Origin of the sequence: Segatella hominis, from assembly GCF_004535825.1 — a bacterium.
Taxonomy (GTDB): domain Bacteria; phylum Bacteroidota; class Bacteroidia; order Bacteroidales; family Bacteroidaceae; genus Prevotella; species Prevotella hominis.
Genome location: NZ_SGVY01000034.1, coordinates 26,070 through 41,834, shown reverse-complemented (window position 1 = coordinate 41,834; position 15,765 = coordinate 26,070). Strand labels below are relative to the sequence as shown.

The following is a 15,765-nucleotide window of genomic DNA, read 5'->3' as shown; positions in this document are numbered from 1 at the left end:
CTATCCAAGACGATAGGACGGAATCCGACAATAGGATAGAAGTGACGCTACTCATAGGGATAACTGAAATCAACTTGCCACACATCGCAAGATGAGAAAGCACGAAACCGCCGTATGCGGAACCGCATGTACGGTGGTGTGGGAGGTCGGTAAATGTGAAAATAGGAGGCAAATGCCTTTTATGATTAGCATTTACCTTCTACCCGATTACCGCATCTTCAAGAACAAAGAAGGCTGTTCTCCAACAGAGTGGAGAGTCTCACAAAACGACAAAAAGGTGTTGCATTCATAGGAATGCAACACCTTTTTGATAGGAATGCAACACTTTTTAGGGGAATGCGACACCTTTTTTGAAAGAAAAACATTATATTTGCACCATGAAAGAAATATTTGAAACCATGCCAAGGATAAGAACTCGCCCTGATTATCATCGGGCAGCACTCATGTTAGGTATTATCTTCGGATATCTTTTTATTTCTGGCATCCATATTCATCATGCTGTTAAACCTCTTGTATTCCTGGAGTGAACTTAATAATAAGCAGACAATTATAAATAACAAATACAGTATTAATTTATGAAACATTTTACCAATCAATCCTATGGGTCGCAAGCCGGCCGTATGAACAGTGGGGGGGGCGAAGTTCCGTAGATTCGCTCTGTTCCCATTGATGTTGCTCATGTTGTTTCTTCTGCCAGCCAATATGGTGGCGCAGACATCAGCTTCCAGTTCTAAGTATATAGCAACGTATGAATCCTCCACCCAAACCTTGACTTTCAAGAAATTTGTGGGAGAAACCCTTCCTGATAATAGTGTTGTTGTGGAAGATAAGATGAGGGTGGATGCTATCAATAAGAATTTAGGGAATGGCACGATTGTGCACATTGTTTTCGATAAGAGCTTCAGTACATACAAGCCTACATCGTTGAGCTATTTCTTTAATCGTCTCACAAAACTGGAAACAATTACAGGCCTGGAATATCTGAATACTGAGAAGGTAACGGATATGAGCTACATGTTTTATAACTGTGTTGCTCTCACCTCTCTTGACGTCACTAAGTTCAATACAGCGAATGTGAAGAATATGGGAAACATGTTCTATAGTTGCTCAGCTCTCACCTCTCTCGACGTCACTAAGTTCAATACAGAGAATGTGGCAAATATGAGTTACATGTTCTATAGCTGTTCATCTCTTAAATCGCTCGATGTTACTCATTTCAATACAGCGAATGTGAAGAATATGACCAGTATGTTCTCTGGCTGCTCATCTCTCACCTCGCTAGATGTTACTCATTTCAATACAGCGAATGTGACGAATATGATCAGCATGTTCTCTGTCTGCTCAAAACTCACCTCGCTCAACGTCACAAACTTCAATACCGCGAATGTGAAGAGTATGAGCCACATGTTCAATTCCTGCTCAGCTCTCACCTCACTCGACATCACAAACTTCAACACAGAGAATGTGACTAATATGAGCTACATGTTCAATTCCTGCTCATCTCTCACCTCTCTCTATCTCACTAACTTCAATACAGAGAAGGTGACGAATATGGAAAGGATGTTTTCTGACTGCCAAGCTCTCACCACCATCTACACCAGCAGTGAGTTTGTAACAACCCAGGTATCTAAGAGTAGCGGTATGTTCACAAATTGTGAAAAACTCAAAGGTGAAGAAGTATGGAAAAAATACAAGGCTACCGACAAGACTTATGCCAAGATAGAAGGTGGATATTTTAGTGTTGGAATCCCTATGGTGAAATATGCTGACGGCACGCTGACCTTCTTTCTCGCATCCAAGGAGACTTTGGGAGAAAATGAGTATGAACTCAATAGTGGTAAAAATTTACCTGGATGGATGAAACACACATTAGGCATTACCAAGGTTGTGTTCGATACTTCATTTGCTAATGCAAGACCAACGAGTTGTTATAAGTGGTTCTATTGGTGCGAAAACCTGAAGCAAGTAGAAGGCATAAAGAATCTGAATACCAAGGAGGTTACGAATATGGTAGATATGTTCTGTGAATGCCGATATCTCTCTTCGTTAGATGTCTCAGGTTTCAATACCGAGAAAGTGACGGATATGTCCGAAATGTTCTATGACTGCATAAGTCTCAAATTGCTCGACATCGCCAAGTTCAATACTGCGAATGTGACTAATATGCAAGGAATGTTCTATAGCTGCTCTGCTCTCACAACCATCTACGCAAGCGATAAGTTTGTTACGGGTCAGGTTACTGATGGTTCTAACATGTTCTCGAACTGCACAAACCTCAAAGGTTTTGTAGATTATAAGAATAACTCAGACAAGACTGACCACATCTTTGCCAACTACAAGACTGGCTACTTCAGCAAGCTGGTGGGCAAGAATGGTGATGAGAAGATAGGAGCAACGGGAGAAACTCTTGCTGCCGAGAAACTCGTTCTTGCCGATGACAAGGACTTCGTGGCTTACGAGCCGTTCGCAGCCAAGACTGCATCTTACAGCCGCACGATGAAGGAAGGTACTATCTGGGCTACGCTCTGCCTGCCTTTCGAGGTAACGCTCGATGGTCAGAACTTCCGTGCCTTCAAGCTTCTTTCGGCTGATGATGCTACAGAAACCGTAGAACTCGAAGAGATAAAGACAAGCATCGCGGCTGGTACTCCTGTTATCATCAAGATGAAGGATGGAGCAACACAGCTCAAATTCTCTGAAGCCGACAAGGCGATTGCTAAAGATGTTCAGACCTCAAAGACTGCTAATAGCAACTATCAGCTCCAGGGACTCTATACCCAAAAGATGTTCAGCAAGGATACTGACAACAACTGCTACATCGTGAAGGGCGACAAGCTGATGAACCCAGCCAAACTGTTGCAGGAAACAACAACAGAGTTTGTGGACAGCAAGTCTTTCCGTGCTTACATGGTAGATAACTCTTCTGCTCCTGCAGCAGGTGCCAGAATGTTCAGCATCAGCGGTGGTACCACAGCCATCGAGCAGTTGGAGACTACAGCAGATAGCAAGGCAGAATATTACGACCTCCAGGGCCGTCGCCTCCCGGATTTGCAGAAGGGCGTGAACATCGTGAAGCGTGGCGGCAAGACCATGAAGGTTATCATCAAGTAATATAAATAGAAATGGTATGAAAAAGGAAAAATATATCAAGCCAGTGCTTAGCGTCATGGAAAAGAGAACCACTGTTATCCTCGCCAACTCGGTTATCCAGAAGGCGGCAGAAGAGGATTACAGCGATGAAAATGTGAAGGATTTCTGGGATAATTCAACTAATAAGGGAATTTGGGCCGATTAGTTCCTGATTCTCTGTACCCCCACCAGACAGCACATTTGATGCCTGGTGGCAAAATAAAAGCCGCACTTCAGGAAAACGACAAGGGTCTATATGCCACGATGACAAGGTGGCGTATAGACCCTTGATTATATGGTGATATTAGAAATCTACATCTCCGCTATTGTATTTTTTATGAATTGCTTAGATTCTTAATGATTTCCAAAGGCAGCTGGGTAGCTTTGGCAACCTGTTCGGCAGAAAGTCCCATTGCCAGCAATCGTTGTGCTGTTTCTGTGTTGGCCTCATGTTTGCCTTCAGCTCTACCTTTCTCTATGCCTTTCTCCATTCCCTTTTCCATACCGATTTCTATTCCTTCAGCAAGACCTTCTTGTTTTGCCGTATCAATAGAGTTCTTGATGTCGCGATAAGCCTTCTTACTAGCTTCATACTCCCTCATTTCCTGCGGAGTAAACTTGGCAATTTCGGCTTCCTCAAAGAGGCGATCGAAGACCTTGTCGCACAGTTCTTTCGGGCGCTGGGTAAGCTTATAGAGGTTCTTCAGTGCATAGAGCCACTTCTCGTAGAGCGTATCCAGCTGTTCAAGGGTTTTGTTGAACTTGGCAATCTCTACATAGATAAACTCCAACTTATCGTAGAAAACCTTGTGGGTAGCGGTATCGCACAACTGTACATGATGGCGGATCTTCTCTTTGTCGAATGCATCCTCGTTCATGCTGAAGTTGAGCAGGGCTACGGTATAGACATGATTGAGTTTGAAATCCCAGTCATTCCCCTTAGGTGCCTGCTCACGGATAGGGAAGGTTGAGTAGAAGAGGGAACGATCCTTGAAATACGCCTGATAAGCATTCTGCATTTCTACGATGAACTTCTCGCCGTTTTCGCCCTCGCAATATACATCAAAGATGGCTCTGCGGTCGGTATAGACATCTCCGACATGCTCTGGATTCAGATACGATACGTCCTTCACAACCTGTTTGCCATTAAACAAGCTGTTGAGGAAGCAAATGAGCAAATCCTTGTTCATTGCTGTTCCAAAAATTCGCTTGAAACCGAAATCGGTCAGCAAGCTGATATACCTTTCTTCTACCTGCTTCATAATCAACTATATTAAAATGCTACCGCAAAGTTACGACTTTATTTCCAAACCCGCAAGAGCTTTCTGGGAAAAGTTTCTGAAAAAGTTTAGAGATTGCGTTTTTTATGTGACAGGACAAGGGTCTATATGCCACGATGAGAGGTGGCGTATAGACCCTTGATTATATGGTGATATTCGTAATCTACATCTCCGCTATTGTATTTTTTATGAATTGCTTAGTTTCTTAATGATTTCCAAAGGCAGCTGGGTAGCTTTGGCAACCTGTTCGGCAGAAAGTCCCATTGCCAGCAATCGTTGTGCTGTTTCTGTGTTGGCCTCATGTTTGCCTTCTTCCTTACCCTCTTCCTTACCCTTCTGGTAGCTGTCATCTATAAGGGTTCTTTCAACGCTTACGGAATCCCAGAATTTGTCGTAGGCCCAGAGTTCGGCATCAGTGAAACCGGAAATCTCCAGTTCTTCTACGGCTTTTCCTATCTCCGGATCATTAAGCAGGTCGGCAGGAATCTCCTTCGTATTGGAATTGATTTCCGTGAGGAAACGGAGCCACAAGACCATCATGCGCTTGTCGGCAATGGAATGAGGTGTGAACTTAGGGAGTTCTATGAAAGTGAAATGCAAGCCTTTGATTACCTTATTACTGTCCTTATCGTGCACGATGCGGTAGTTGTGGATGAAATCAGGAGTATCATGTGCAAAGATATCATTTATCAGGTTGAGAGAATACACAGGTTGGAGTTCACTATATTTTCCTCCCTTTTTAGCCTGACTCACATAGAGTTTGGATGCATTGAACAGTACTCGCTGCTGGAAGGCTTCAGACCATTCCATCTGCATTTCCACGCAGAACTTCCTGCCGCTGACATCTGTGCAGAGTACATCCACAATGGTGTTCTTGCCCCCTTCGAGCTGGGGCACAAGTTCTGTGGGCAGATACTTGATTTCGTGTATCTGCTCCTCTTCGCTGAGTGGCAGGAGGGCGTTCAGAAGGCTGATCAGTCTTTTAGGGTGATTGCCGAATATCTTCTTGAACGTGAGGTCTGCCTTAGGATCTAAGTACTTCATAACCATCTGTTTTAAAATCTACAGCGCAAAGTTACGACTTTATTTCCAAACCCGCAAGAGCTTTCTGGGAAAAGTTTCTGAAAAAGTTTGGAGATTGCTTTTTTCATGTGACAGGACAAGGATCCTATATCCCACCACGATGAAAAGTGACGTATAGCCCCTTAAAACCATAGAAATGCATGTTTTTTTAGTAAAAATGCAGGCTTGTTGATAGAAATGTAAGTAAAAATGAGAAAAATGCAGCAAAAAGCAACAATTCTTGCAAAAATATGCTTGGTTTAACAGAAAAAGTCTTAACTTTGCAGCGGATTTGAGATAATATGCAGTTTTTTGCAGTTTCTCGTTTCCAAGTTCACACTTATAACAACTTTTAAATTAAAAAGATTCGATTATGAAAGTAGCAATTGTTGGTGCAAGTGGCGCAGTAGGTCAGGAATTCTTGCGCATCCTTGCAGAGAGAAATTTCCCAATGGATGATTTGGTGTTGTTTGGTTCTGAGCGTTCTGCTGGACGAAAATACAACTTCAAGGGAAAGGACTATGAGGTCAAACTTTTGCAGCATAACGATGACTTTAAAGATGTCGATATTGCTTTCACATCTGCTGGTGGTGGTACTTCTGAGGAATTTGCAGAGACCATTACTAAGTATGGTGCTGTCATGATAGATAACTCAAGTGCATTCCGTATGTGCGACGATGTGCCTCTGGTTGTGCCTGAGGTGAATGCTGAGGATGCGCTGAACCGCCCTCGTAATATCATCGCCAACCCTAACTGTACTACTATTATGATGGTAGTGGTTTTGAAGCCTATCGATGACTTGAGTCATATCAAGAAGATTCATATCTCTTCTTACCAGAGTGCTTCCGGTGCTGGTGCTGCAGCTATGGCTGAACTTGAGCAGCAGTATAAGGACATCATTGAGACTGGTAAGACCGATCATATCAATAAGTTCCCTCATCAGTTGGCTTACAATGTCATTCCACAGATTGACAAGATGACTCCAAATGATTACACCAAGGAGGAGATGAAGATGTATAACGAGACTCGCAAGATCATGCACTCTGATGTTCGTACAAGTGCTACTTGTGTGCGTGTTTCTTCTCTCCGTTCTCACTCAGAGAGTGTATGGTTTGAGACAGAGAAGCCATTGGCTGTAGAGGATATCCGCAAGGCTCTGGAGGCTGCTCCAGGCGTTACAGTGAAGGATGATGCTCAGAACTACGTTTATCCAATGCCTTTGGAGAGCGCTGGTAAGGATAATGTCTATGTAGGTCGTATCCGCAAGGATTTGGCTGATGACAACGGCAATACTTTGTGGCTCACTGGCGACCAGATTCGTAAGGGTGCTGCCTTGAATGCTGTGCAGATTGCTGAGTACTTGATTAAGGTGGGCAACGTAAAGTAATTGCATGCTGGAAAGATTTAAACTTTTGCTCCAGGAAATGAACCGGGGCATATATGAAAAAGATACTGAAATTTCGCTCTCGCTCCTTGCCGCTCTGGCAGGCGAGAGCGTTATCCTTTTAGGCCCTCCTGGAGTAGCGAAGAGTATGGTGGCCCGTCAGTTGAAGACTGCTTTCAGAGATGCTCATAGTTTTGAGTACCTGATGTCGCGTTTCTCTACTCCTGATGAAATCTTCGGTCCTGTGAGTATTCAGAAATTAAAGTCTTCTGATACTTATGAGCGTGCGGTGGATGGTTATCTGCCTATTGCTGATGTGGTCTTTCTGGATGAAATCTGGAAGGCGGGGCCTGCTATTCAGAATACGCTTCTCACGGTGATCAATGAAAAACTGTTCCGCAATGGTAATCGGGAGATGCACCTTCCGCTGAAACTTCTCGTGGCTGCCAGCAATGAGTTGCCGGCAAAGGGCGAGGGCTTGGAGGCTCTCTGGGACCGATTTGTCATTCGCATTGAGAGTCGTCCGATTAAGAAGGAATCGAATTTCAGGGCGATGCTCTTGGAGGTGAAGAGTGAAGAACGAAGAGTGAAGAATTCAAATGCGATTACTGCAGAAGAGTATGCGGAATGGTCGGAGAATATCAATAAGATAGGTGTAAAGGAGGAGGTGCTGGATGTCATTTCCGTCATTCGTAAATCCTTGAGAGCCGTGAATGTGGATGAGGCTGCTGAGCGCAGGAATATCTACGTGAGCGATCGTCGCTGGAAGAATATTGCCCGTCTGCTCCGTACTTCTGCTTTCATGCAGGACAGGGAAGAGGTTGATTGCTGCGACTTGCTTCCTATCTATCATTGTCTCTGGCAGGAACCGGAGGAAAGGGATGCCATCCGCACTATTGTGATCCGTGCTCTTTTTGCTCCTTTGGCAGAGAAACTGGTGGAGATGAAGAATGCGCTTGCTGAAGACATCAAGTATCATCGCATTCGTAAGAGCCCGGATGAGGGCAGAGATTATGAGGGAGAAATAGAAACCCTCTCAGATAATCTGAGTTCGCTGGAGAGACGTTTGGGTGAGAATCTCTTTGTTTCGTCTGATGATAAAAATGAAATCTCAGCTTATTTGAGAGACTTCTATAAGGAACTTGCCTTCACAAGACAGGACACAATGAAACTGTATGAGGATTATAGATAAAGAAAGAGAGGGTTGAGAAACTGATTGTATTGTTCTCAACCCTCTCTTTCTATTTTATTTTTTTAGAAATTTTCTTCTAAAATATTCTTGGCTTTACAGCGTCTTGGCAAACTGTTCGATACTGAATGAACCATCAAGATCCTTTATCTTGATCTTTCCTTGCTGTATTTCAAAGAAAAATTCGCGGATGCGATCTACTGTCAATACGGCAGGATTGCCTTCCTTATCGATTCCCAAATCATACGTCTTCAACAGTTGTGGACCTAATGCTGCTGCGGTCAAAAGGAAGTGATTCTGGAACTTGTCCGTGTCTATCAGGTCGGCTGCCAAAACCTTACCTACTACACTATAACTGTGGAGAGTACGTTGCTGGTTATTATCAGTCAGGGTGGTGCGCAAGTCATCTGAAGCGAGGTTAATCTCTATCTTTCCACTTTCCGGTGCTTCTTCCTGATGGCGGTATAGTGACCCCAGATCTGCCAAAGCCAGTGAATATAGGTGACTGGCAGGTGTGTAGTTCACTCTTTCCACGCTGAATACTGACGGAAGCAAGAGGTGGATGATGCCGTCCATTTCTACAAAAGGAGAGATGAATGTGCCCACTACGGAGTTTTTGACAGACAGTGACTGTGTAGCGAAAACTCCACCGATGACAACACAATTGTCCAGTTCGATTTCATCTCCATACAAGCTGCCAGCCACAAAGGCATTGGTCAGCGTGATGCTCTTGGCATTGACGTCAGAACAGAAAGTGGTATTGCATCTGGTGGCTCTTGTTACGACAGATGTGGCAGAGCCTACAGCCTTTTTGAAGGTTACATTGCCTTCTACATCATTATTGATGTAAATCTCTTTCTGTGTAAAAACGGCGCCTTTCACTTCAAAAGGAGCAGCTTCGATGGTGAGTTTGCTGGCATAGAGAGGACCTTCTACCACAGTCTCGCCCACCACGTTGACTGTTCTTGACAGTTCGGCGATCTTGTTTGGCAAGATGCCGCCCTTTACGATATGATTTTCCAAACGGAGATTGGTATCCGTGATATGTAATTCTTTTAGATTGCTCATGATAAGAAAGATTACTGATTTAACAATTTGTTGATCATGTCCTTTACTCGCATGGAGTGAGGATCACTGCCCTTGATATGGGTTGCTATTTCTGACTGGACATACGACTTCACCTGTTCTTCTGCAGTCTCTGTTTCTTGGTTGAAATCCATCTCATCCAACTGCTGACAGAGTTTGTACTCCATGTCTTTGTCTCTGGAAGATAGATAGTCAGGAACCAGACATTGGCGTTCTACCTGATGATTCTCCGATTCGGTTTTCATATAGCATACGGGAACCCAATAGCCATCCTTTCCACTTCCATCGATGCAGGTATTTTGAATTGCACGGTCAGAAAGGGCTTTTGACATGAGGAAGTTCTGAGCTTGAGTCATCGCCTGGAGTGTATGGTTCTTGACAGATGCAGTATTGACCTGCGCCTGAAGCACACTACTCTCCTTGCTGATGGTAGCCACCGTCTGTACCATGTCGGTATGAAGCATTCGGTCGTTTTGTTTCTCTACACCTTCTACCAGTTTGAAAACAGGCTGGTCTATCTCGTGGATACGATTGGATAGTTCCCTATTCAAATCATTGAATATTTTCTGATACCGGGCTGTGGTGCGCGCATAATCCTCAGCCATTGTGTCCTGTATTGCCTTGAGCGAGGTTGCTTGCTGTCTGAGTAGGAGCAATCGGGCATTGATAACCTGTTCCAGCTCAGCCTTCTGAGTTCCCATGTCTGTTCTTACCGTGTGGAAAAATCCGTCGATGAGAGCCTTGGAAACTTTGTCTGCATTCTTCCTGATAGCGATACATTGGGCTGTATTCATTGCACCCACACTGGCGGTGAGTCCATTCACATGATTATTGCAGTTGGCTACGCTGGCGTCAAAAGGAGCGGTGTCCACATGAATATCAACATCCACTTGCTCGTAAGCAGTTCCGCTATATGATGCGGTTGTGGAACCACCATGCTCAGAAGCCGGGTAGTTTACCGTAACAGTGCCACTATAGTGAACCGCAATGGTTCTGCTAAAACTTTCTGTATAACTCATAGCTTACTGATTATAGTGTTTTTGACTCGGCTGTAGTATACAGCTTTTGAATCATCTGCTTAACTCTCTGTGATGCGTTGGAAGAATCCACCAGGCGGTTGAACTCTTCGTCCACTTGGACTGACCATTTCTCGTCTTTCCATTCCATGTCTTTTTCACGGATCACATTGTTGATTTGTGAAGCATTGGCAGAAGAAAGGTCATCTGGTGTCCATACCTCTGTTCTTGGGATGCTGGCTGTATCGCTGATACTTTCACAGATGATGACCGGAATCTGGCAAGTCTTGTCCTCATTGCCCTGTACATTGGAAATCAGGATCTGATTGGTCAGTACTCTTTGCTTTCCTATTTGAGCCAGGAAGTCGGCAGACTGCTCTAGTGCGTATTGCGCATTGTACTTCATTTTGGACATCAGGATTCTCTGACTGTCTGTAAGTCCTTCTATCTGTGAGTTGGCAGCCCATCCCGTAAGTGCATTCATACGATTGGAAGCAGTAACCATATTCTTGTTGACCAATTCGAAAACAGGTTGGTCTATCTGGCGTATTCTCTGTTCCAACTCCTTGTTGATGCTGGTGAAGATGCGATGGTATCTTTCACAGATTCTTCCATATTCGCGTTCCATATTATTCTTGATGCCCATGAGGATGCGTTTCTGTTGTCCTAAGTGCATGAGAAGTGCTTCTACACGGCTATGCTTGCTTGCGATTTTCTGTGAAATCTGTGAGCACATCAAGGTGAAGAAACCTCTGTTTACATTACTGCAAACCTTATTGGCGCCGCTGTTTTCGGCAGCGATAACCGCAGCCTGCATGGTGGTGACCGCCGCAGTTGTTCCTTTCACATGATTGGAAACGCTATGGAGTTCCTCTGCCATCGGTTTGGTATCGACTCTGCAACTGATTGTTGTTGACATAGTTTTCTCCTCCTATTATTTAATTGTCTTTATTTTGCTCATTCTCTTCATCCTCGGAATCCTCTCTGTCTTCTTCATCCTCTTCAGAAAGAATTCCATCCAGATTTGCTTCAAGAAGATCATCATCCAGATTGGTATCAGCAGTATCTTCTTCCTTGTTTCCTTCAGGAAGGTTCTCCTCCTGATTCGTTCCAACTGGATTTTCCTCCTGAACTGATACGGCAGTATTCTCCTCCTGATATTCTGCAGCAGTATTCTCCTCTTGTTTTCCCTCGATGGAAATACGGCTTACTTCATCAAGTGCATTGATGGCAAGTGAAGGGAGGTTGAGTGAAAGATGCTCGTAGGTGAGGTTCTCGACGTTTGGCTCAGGCAGCAGTACGGATTCCTTGGCGAGCAGTGGGTTGGTAGAAGCCAATGGCTTGCGGCGCTCATCGAGTGTCTGTACCTCGCTGGCTGCCACAGCCATCGTGTTGGAGTAACCATCCTGCAGTCTTGCATCGTAGAATTCCACGTGACCGAACTTTTCTGCCTTCAGTGCGATGTCTTCCTGCAGACGGTCCATATAGTCGCTGAAATCTTCCTGTGCTTTCTTGAATTCCTGTGCTTGCAGTTCGAAGGCTGCCAGATTTTCCATTGTATTGTCCTCTTTCTGTACGATGGTATTGTCGAGGGAGGCTCCTTCCTGGCCCATCGAGTCGAGGGTTTTCTGCAACTGTGCCAGCGTGTTGTAGGCTTCTACATATTCACTCAGCGTCTGTTGCATATTATTAATAATGTCGGCACTTTCTGCGTGGTTGGAACGATAGAAAGCATCTACGTCCTGATGCCACTTGTTGAGGTAGCTCAGTTTCTGGTCGTGGATATGGCTATATACACGAATTCTCTCGATGCGGTTTTCCATCATGAGGCGTTGTACCATAGGTGCAACGATTTCTTCATAAATCTGATGTACGCCGAATGGGACGTTGGAGGTACTGTTGTCTTCTGCTGTCCACTCGTCTGCAAAGAGGTTGTAGCGAACTCTGGAACTATCTCTGAGCTGGAATGGTTCGTAACCTTGAATAGAGTCAGAATAGTCGAACTTTTCGTTCTTGATTCTTCTGATTTCCTCTGCTTCCAACAATGGGGAATAATGATTGTAAGGAGCCTTGAGAATTTTGAAGAGCAAGTCGTTTGACTTGTTGACCACCTTGTCGGTAGATGCGAGTTTCATGGCAGAGACAGTCTGTACAGACATCGCCATGGTGTGCATGAGGTGCTTCAGTACATCCTCGAACTGCTCTGTATCGTTTGAAAGGGAATCCTTGAGTTGGTTTAATTTGCAGAAGTCGTCTATCTCACTGTTGTATTTCTTGTCGTCGAATACCTTGACAATCGGATGTCCGGCGGTATCGCTGGTAGCATATTCATTGAGGAATCCTAAAAAATCACTGTGGTCAGCTACCAATGGAAGGTCAACAGACTTTACTTCCGTATCGTTCATGCAGTAAGAGATGGTACGGATAGAACGGTCCAGTTTGCCGATATAGTCGCTCTGGTTGACTTCCTGAATAGAGAGGGAATAATCGTTGGTGTCAATGGTTTCTGGCTCATCAGAGGTTTCTACGATAGGAGCTTCCTTCGTCAGTTTCTCCATTTGTGTCATTGTCTCTACCAGCAGATCGTTCTGGCGTGACATCTGAAGGCTGACGTGAGACATCGGAACATTTCCGGAGTAATCTACCACGAAACATTTGTCCTCGTATGCCATTTGTTGAGCTACAGGCACGTAAGCCACGCCCATTTTGGTCACTTTGTAGTCACGGAAGATGTTTTCATGTTCCTTTTTCTTTTCTCCGATTCTTTCATCGATTTCCAGAATCTGTTCTTCATATTGCTTCTTACGGATGAAGTACATGAAGAAAGCGATGATGGTGAGGAACCATTTCCAGATGTCGCTTTTCTTGATTTCGATTTCCTGACGGTAAGCTTCGAGGTCGCTGATTTGCTTTTCGATAGCTTCTTCCTGCTTTACGATCTGTTCTGCGGCTTGTTCGTAATAGTTAAACAAGAGTCGAGCCTGGTCTTGGTAGATATTGCTCGAATCGCTAAAAATTTTACCGGTTGATGCCATAGTTATTAGTTATTTTAAAATGAATACTTTTACTACATGGTTTCTCTTGTGCTTGTAACTTTATCTCGCATTCTTTCTCCTGATGAGAATGTGATGGAGATGTTCTACTTCCTCTGCTATTCGGTTTTGATTAGCGGTAACGTCTCTCATCATGACCCTTAGAGATTCTGCCAGTTGACAGAACTGCTGGTCTATCTCCTTAGCTTCTGAAGTGCAGGAAGGAGTGATATAACGGATATCTTCGTTGATTTGCTGGATTTTGTTTCGGGTCATCTCATCCAGTTCCTTGGTCTGTATTGCATCTTCCATGAGATTTTCCATGGTAGATTTTAGCCATTTCTTGCCCAACACCTGGTTTTCTTCTCTCTGATAGCACTGTTCTACCTTCTCACCGGCATGTGAGGAAGCCAAGCGACCTACCAGGGCTATGAAGATGATTGCAAGCTGACAAATGAGCTGGATCTTGAAAGACAGGTCGTTCATGATACCTGCCACCATGAGGCAGATGGATAACAGACTGCAGACATTGACAGTTAACAGATGGATGCCCAACATGCCCACTTCCTTGTGAGCCTTCTCGTTCAGATTGACAAGTGGGAAGAGGGTAAATTCTACAAATTGGGTGAAAATCAGGCAGGACATGAAGATGTCGAGCAACTTGATATTGTCTTCCAGGGTTGCTCCCAGAACAAAGAAACCGCTAATGATGAGTCCATAGCCAAGCAGGATGGCGAGGATATGGAATATGTTTTTGGCGCTCATAATCATAAAGATTTTAAAAGTGAATAATTATATTTTTTGACCACACTTAGGGCAGAACCGTGATGTAGGTGGAATGTCTGCACCACATCTTGGACATAGGTTGCCTGATGGGCGGACAGTTTGTGGAGCACCGCAATGTGGACAGAAGGCTGCACCAGGAGTAAGTTGGGCACCGCAGGAATTGCAGGTTGCTCCTCCCATTGTGGCCTGCTGTAATGGCGTTCCGCAACTTACACAGCGTCTGGCGTTCTTCGGATTGTCTGCACCGCATTTCGGACATGGATTATATTCGCTTCCGCAGTGAGGACAGAAGCGCTCGGTGGTCAGGTGTTTCTTGGAACAGTTGGCGCAATAGATTTCTTTCACGCCGCCACCTTGCTGTGCATTGGGTTGCATTCCTCCCATACCGCCTTGCATACCTCCCATGCCACCTTGGTTTCCTGAGAAGGTAGGCTGGTTGTTGTGCGTCTGCATCATGCCAGCGCCTATGCCGCCTCCCATGCCTCCGTTGCCCATCATGTTCATGGCCATGATACCGGCAATCAGACCGTTGCCGCCAGAAAGGTTGCCCATCTGGTTGACGGCATTGTTGGCCATGTCAAACATCTGTTCCTGTTGCCAGGAATGTCCTGTGATAGACATGGAAGCCTGACTTGCGATGGCGTCAGCTATTTTTTTGCCTTCAGGTGTGCTGGTGTCGATAGAGATATCGTTGACATAAAACTTTGTGAGACTCAATCCATATTCCTCCCAGAAAGGAAGCAGAAATTGCTTGATGTAATCAGAGAGGTTGCTGAGGTAGGCTGAGATGCTCTTGAAGCCCACTCGCTGGTTGTTCATAAACTGGATGATGGCGCTCTTTGACTTAGATGCGAATTCTCCATAGGCCTGTGAGAGCATATCAGATTCGGTAAACACTTCTTTGGTGCCTACCATCTTGATGAGGAATTTTGCTGCATCGGATACGAACAGACCATACTGTCCTTCTGCCTTGAGAGGGAGCAGCGTATTATAGTCGGCATCATGAACAGCCATACTGTTGACATTCCAACTCAGATTGGCTGGATATAACTTGTTGACAATCCACACCTCTGCAGTAAATGGGTTGTTTCCTCCAAAAGGAAGACCATATAACCTGCGTAGAAGAGGGATGTTTTCTGAGTTCAATGTGTGCTTGCCTGGACCAAATTTGTCCATCATCTGCCCCTTGCTGAACAAAAATGCCTCTTGTGACTCAGCTACTATGAGTTGAGTAAAGGTACTGAGATTTGTCTCAGGGTAGCGATATGCAAAAACAAACTCACCGTTTTGGTTTTGGGGTTTCCAACTTGCGCAATCTATAAATGCCATATTTTATAAAGTTTTTAGTTTCTGAAATTAAAGGCAAATATAGTGAAAAAACTAATACATGTGCCGAAAATGATAAAAAAATAATTGAGAATAAAGAATATTTAACACAAGAGGAAGAGGTCGCAGGAAAAATAGAATGGTTAGTGGTGGATTTTTAGAGGGAAAGTTGTATTTCCCGTGGATTTTAAGTAACTTTGCAGAAAATATTCTGCATTCGATTTGCATTATCTTTGCAAAGGATAATCAAAAAAGTTGTATCAGTCTAATAATCAGCATAGTTGTTTCGACTGTTTTATTTATGGTAACGATTTAGCGAAAGTCAGACTACTTCTGCCTGCTTTACTTTGCATAATGGTTCAAACAACTCTTGCGGTTGCAAAGATATGGTATTTATTTGATAACGCCAAATATTTTAGTAGCCATGTTCGCTACAACCATAAAATATCTTGTATATCAGAAGAAATAGAGAATG

Annotated in this window: 13 protein-coding genes; 5 read left to right on the top strand and 8 right to left on the bottom strand. The window is 44.2% G+C overall.

Annotated elements, in window-relative coordinates; translation table 11 throughout:
- The first annotated feature begins 627 nt into the window (after positions 1-627).
- Both EXN75_RS11965 and EXN75_RS17740 read left to right on the top strand, forming a co-directional pair.
- The gene (locus EXN75_RS11965) at positions 628-3,111 is read left to right on the top strand and encodes a BspA family leucine-rich repeat surface protein (RefSeq protein WP_134843996.1); all 2,484 of its coding nucleotides are present in this window, start codon (positions 628-630) and stop codon (positions 3,109-3,111) included.
- A gap of 16 nt (positions 3,112-3,127) precedes the next feature.
- On the top strand, positions 3,128-3,295 hold the full coding sequence (locus EXN75_RS17740) for a hypothetical protein (RefSeq protein WP_158570238.1): 168 nt from the start codon (positions 3,128-3,130) through the stop codon (positions 3,293-3,295).
- 169 nt (positions 3,296-3,464) lie between these two features.
- Here EXN75_RS17740 and EXN75_RS11960 read toward each other — a convergent pair whose 3' ends face one another.
- Both EXN75_RS11960 and EXN75_RS11955 read right to left on the bottom strand, forming a co-directional pair.
- On the bottom strand, positions 3,465-4,391 hold the full coding sequence (locus tag EXN75_RS11960) for an Rpn family recombination-promoting nuclease/putative transposase (RefSeq protein ID WP_456242900.1): 927 nt from the start codon (positions 4,389-4,391) through the stop codon (positions 3,465-3,467).
- Between the two features lie 204 nt (positions 4,392-4,595).
- Positions 4,596-5,459 (bottom strand): Rpn family recombination-promoting nuclease/putative transposase, encoded by an 864-nt coding sequence (locus tag EXN75_RS11955; RefSeq protein WP_134843994.1) that lies wholly within the window; start codon positions 5,457-5,459, stop codon positions 4,596-4,598.
- Between the two features lie 385 nt (positions 5,460-5,844).
- Between EXN75_RS11955 and EXN75_RS11950 the strand changes: the two genes are divergently transcribed.
- A complete protein-coding gene (locus EXN75_RS11950; RefSeq protein ID WP_134843993.1) occupies positions 5,845-6,858 on the top strand; it encodes an aspartate-semialdehyde dehydrogenase in 1,014 nt (337 codons plus the stop codon).
- Positions 6,859-6,862: 4 nt separating this feature from the next.
- The gene (locus EXN75_RS11945) at positions 6,863-8,047 is read left to right on the top strand and encodes an AAA family ATPase (protein ID WP_134843992.1); all 1,185 of its coding nucleotides are present in this window, start codon (positions 6,863-6,865) and stop codon (positions 8,045-8,047) included.
- A 93-nt stretch (positions 8,048-8,140) separates the two neighbouring features.
- On the opposite strand, the gene EXN75_RS11940 is transcribed toward EXN75_RS11945, so the two are convergent.
- Genes EXN75_RS11940 through EXN75_RS11915 form a run of 6 tightly spaced genes read right to left on the bottom strand, consistent with a single transcriptional unit; the run spans position 8,141 to position 15,293 of the window.
- Positions 8,141-9,112, bottom strand: a complete 972-nt coding sequence (locus tag EXN75_RS11940; protein WP_118117333.1) for a hypothetical protein — start codon at positions 9,110-9,112, stop codon at positions 8,141-8,143.
- A gap of 11 nt (positions 9,113-9,123) precedes the next feature.
- On the bottom strand, positions 9,124-10,149 hold the full coding sequence (locus EXN75_RS11935) for a hypothetical protein (RefSeq protein WP_118117334.1): 1,026 nt from the start codon (positions 10,147-10,149) through the stop codon (positions 9,124-9,126).
- 10 nt (positions 10,150-10,159) lie between these two features.
- Positions 10,160-11,065 carry a hypothetical protein gene (locus EXN75_RS11930; protein WP_134843991.1) on the bottom strand — a complete coding sequence of 302 codons (906 nt, stop codon included), beginning with the start codon at positions 11,063-11,065 and terminating at the stop codon, positions 10,160-10,162.
- A 19-nt stretch (positions 11,066-11,084) separates the two neighbouring features.
- Positions 11,085-13,181, bottom strand: coding sequence for a hypothetical protein (locus tag EXN75_RS11925; RefSeq protein WP_187349094.1), 2,097 nt, complete (start codon positions 13,179-13,181; stop codon positions 11,085-11,087).
- A 60-nt stretch (positions 13,182-13,241) separates the two neighbouring features.
- A complete protein-coding gene (locus EXN75_RS11920) occupies positions 13,242-13,943 on the bottom strand; it encodes a hypothetical protein (RefSeq protein WP_134843990.1) in 702 nt (233 codons plus the stop codon).
- 27 nt (positions 13,944-13,970) lie between these two features.
- Positions 13,971-15,293, bottom strand: a complete 1,323-nt coding sequence (locus EXN75_RS11915) for an SPFH domain-containing protein (RefSeq protein ID WP_134843989.1) — start codon at positions 15,291-15,293, stop codon at positions 13,971-13,973.
- Between EXN75_RS11915 and EXN75_RS17735 the strand changes: the two genes are divergently transcribed.
- Positions 15,287-15,451 carry a hypothetical protein gene (locus EXN75_RS17735; protein WP_158570080.1) on the top strand — a complete coding sequence of 55 codons (165 nt, stop codon included), beginning with the start codon at positions 15,287-15,289 and terminating at the stop codon, positions 15,449-15,451. The two genes, EXN75_RS11915 and EXN75_RS17735, sit on opposite strands and share 7 nt — an antisense overlap.
- Positions 15,452-15,765: the final 314 nt, after the last annotated feature.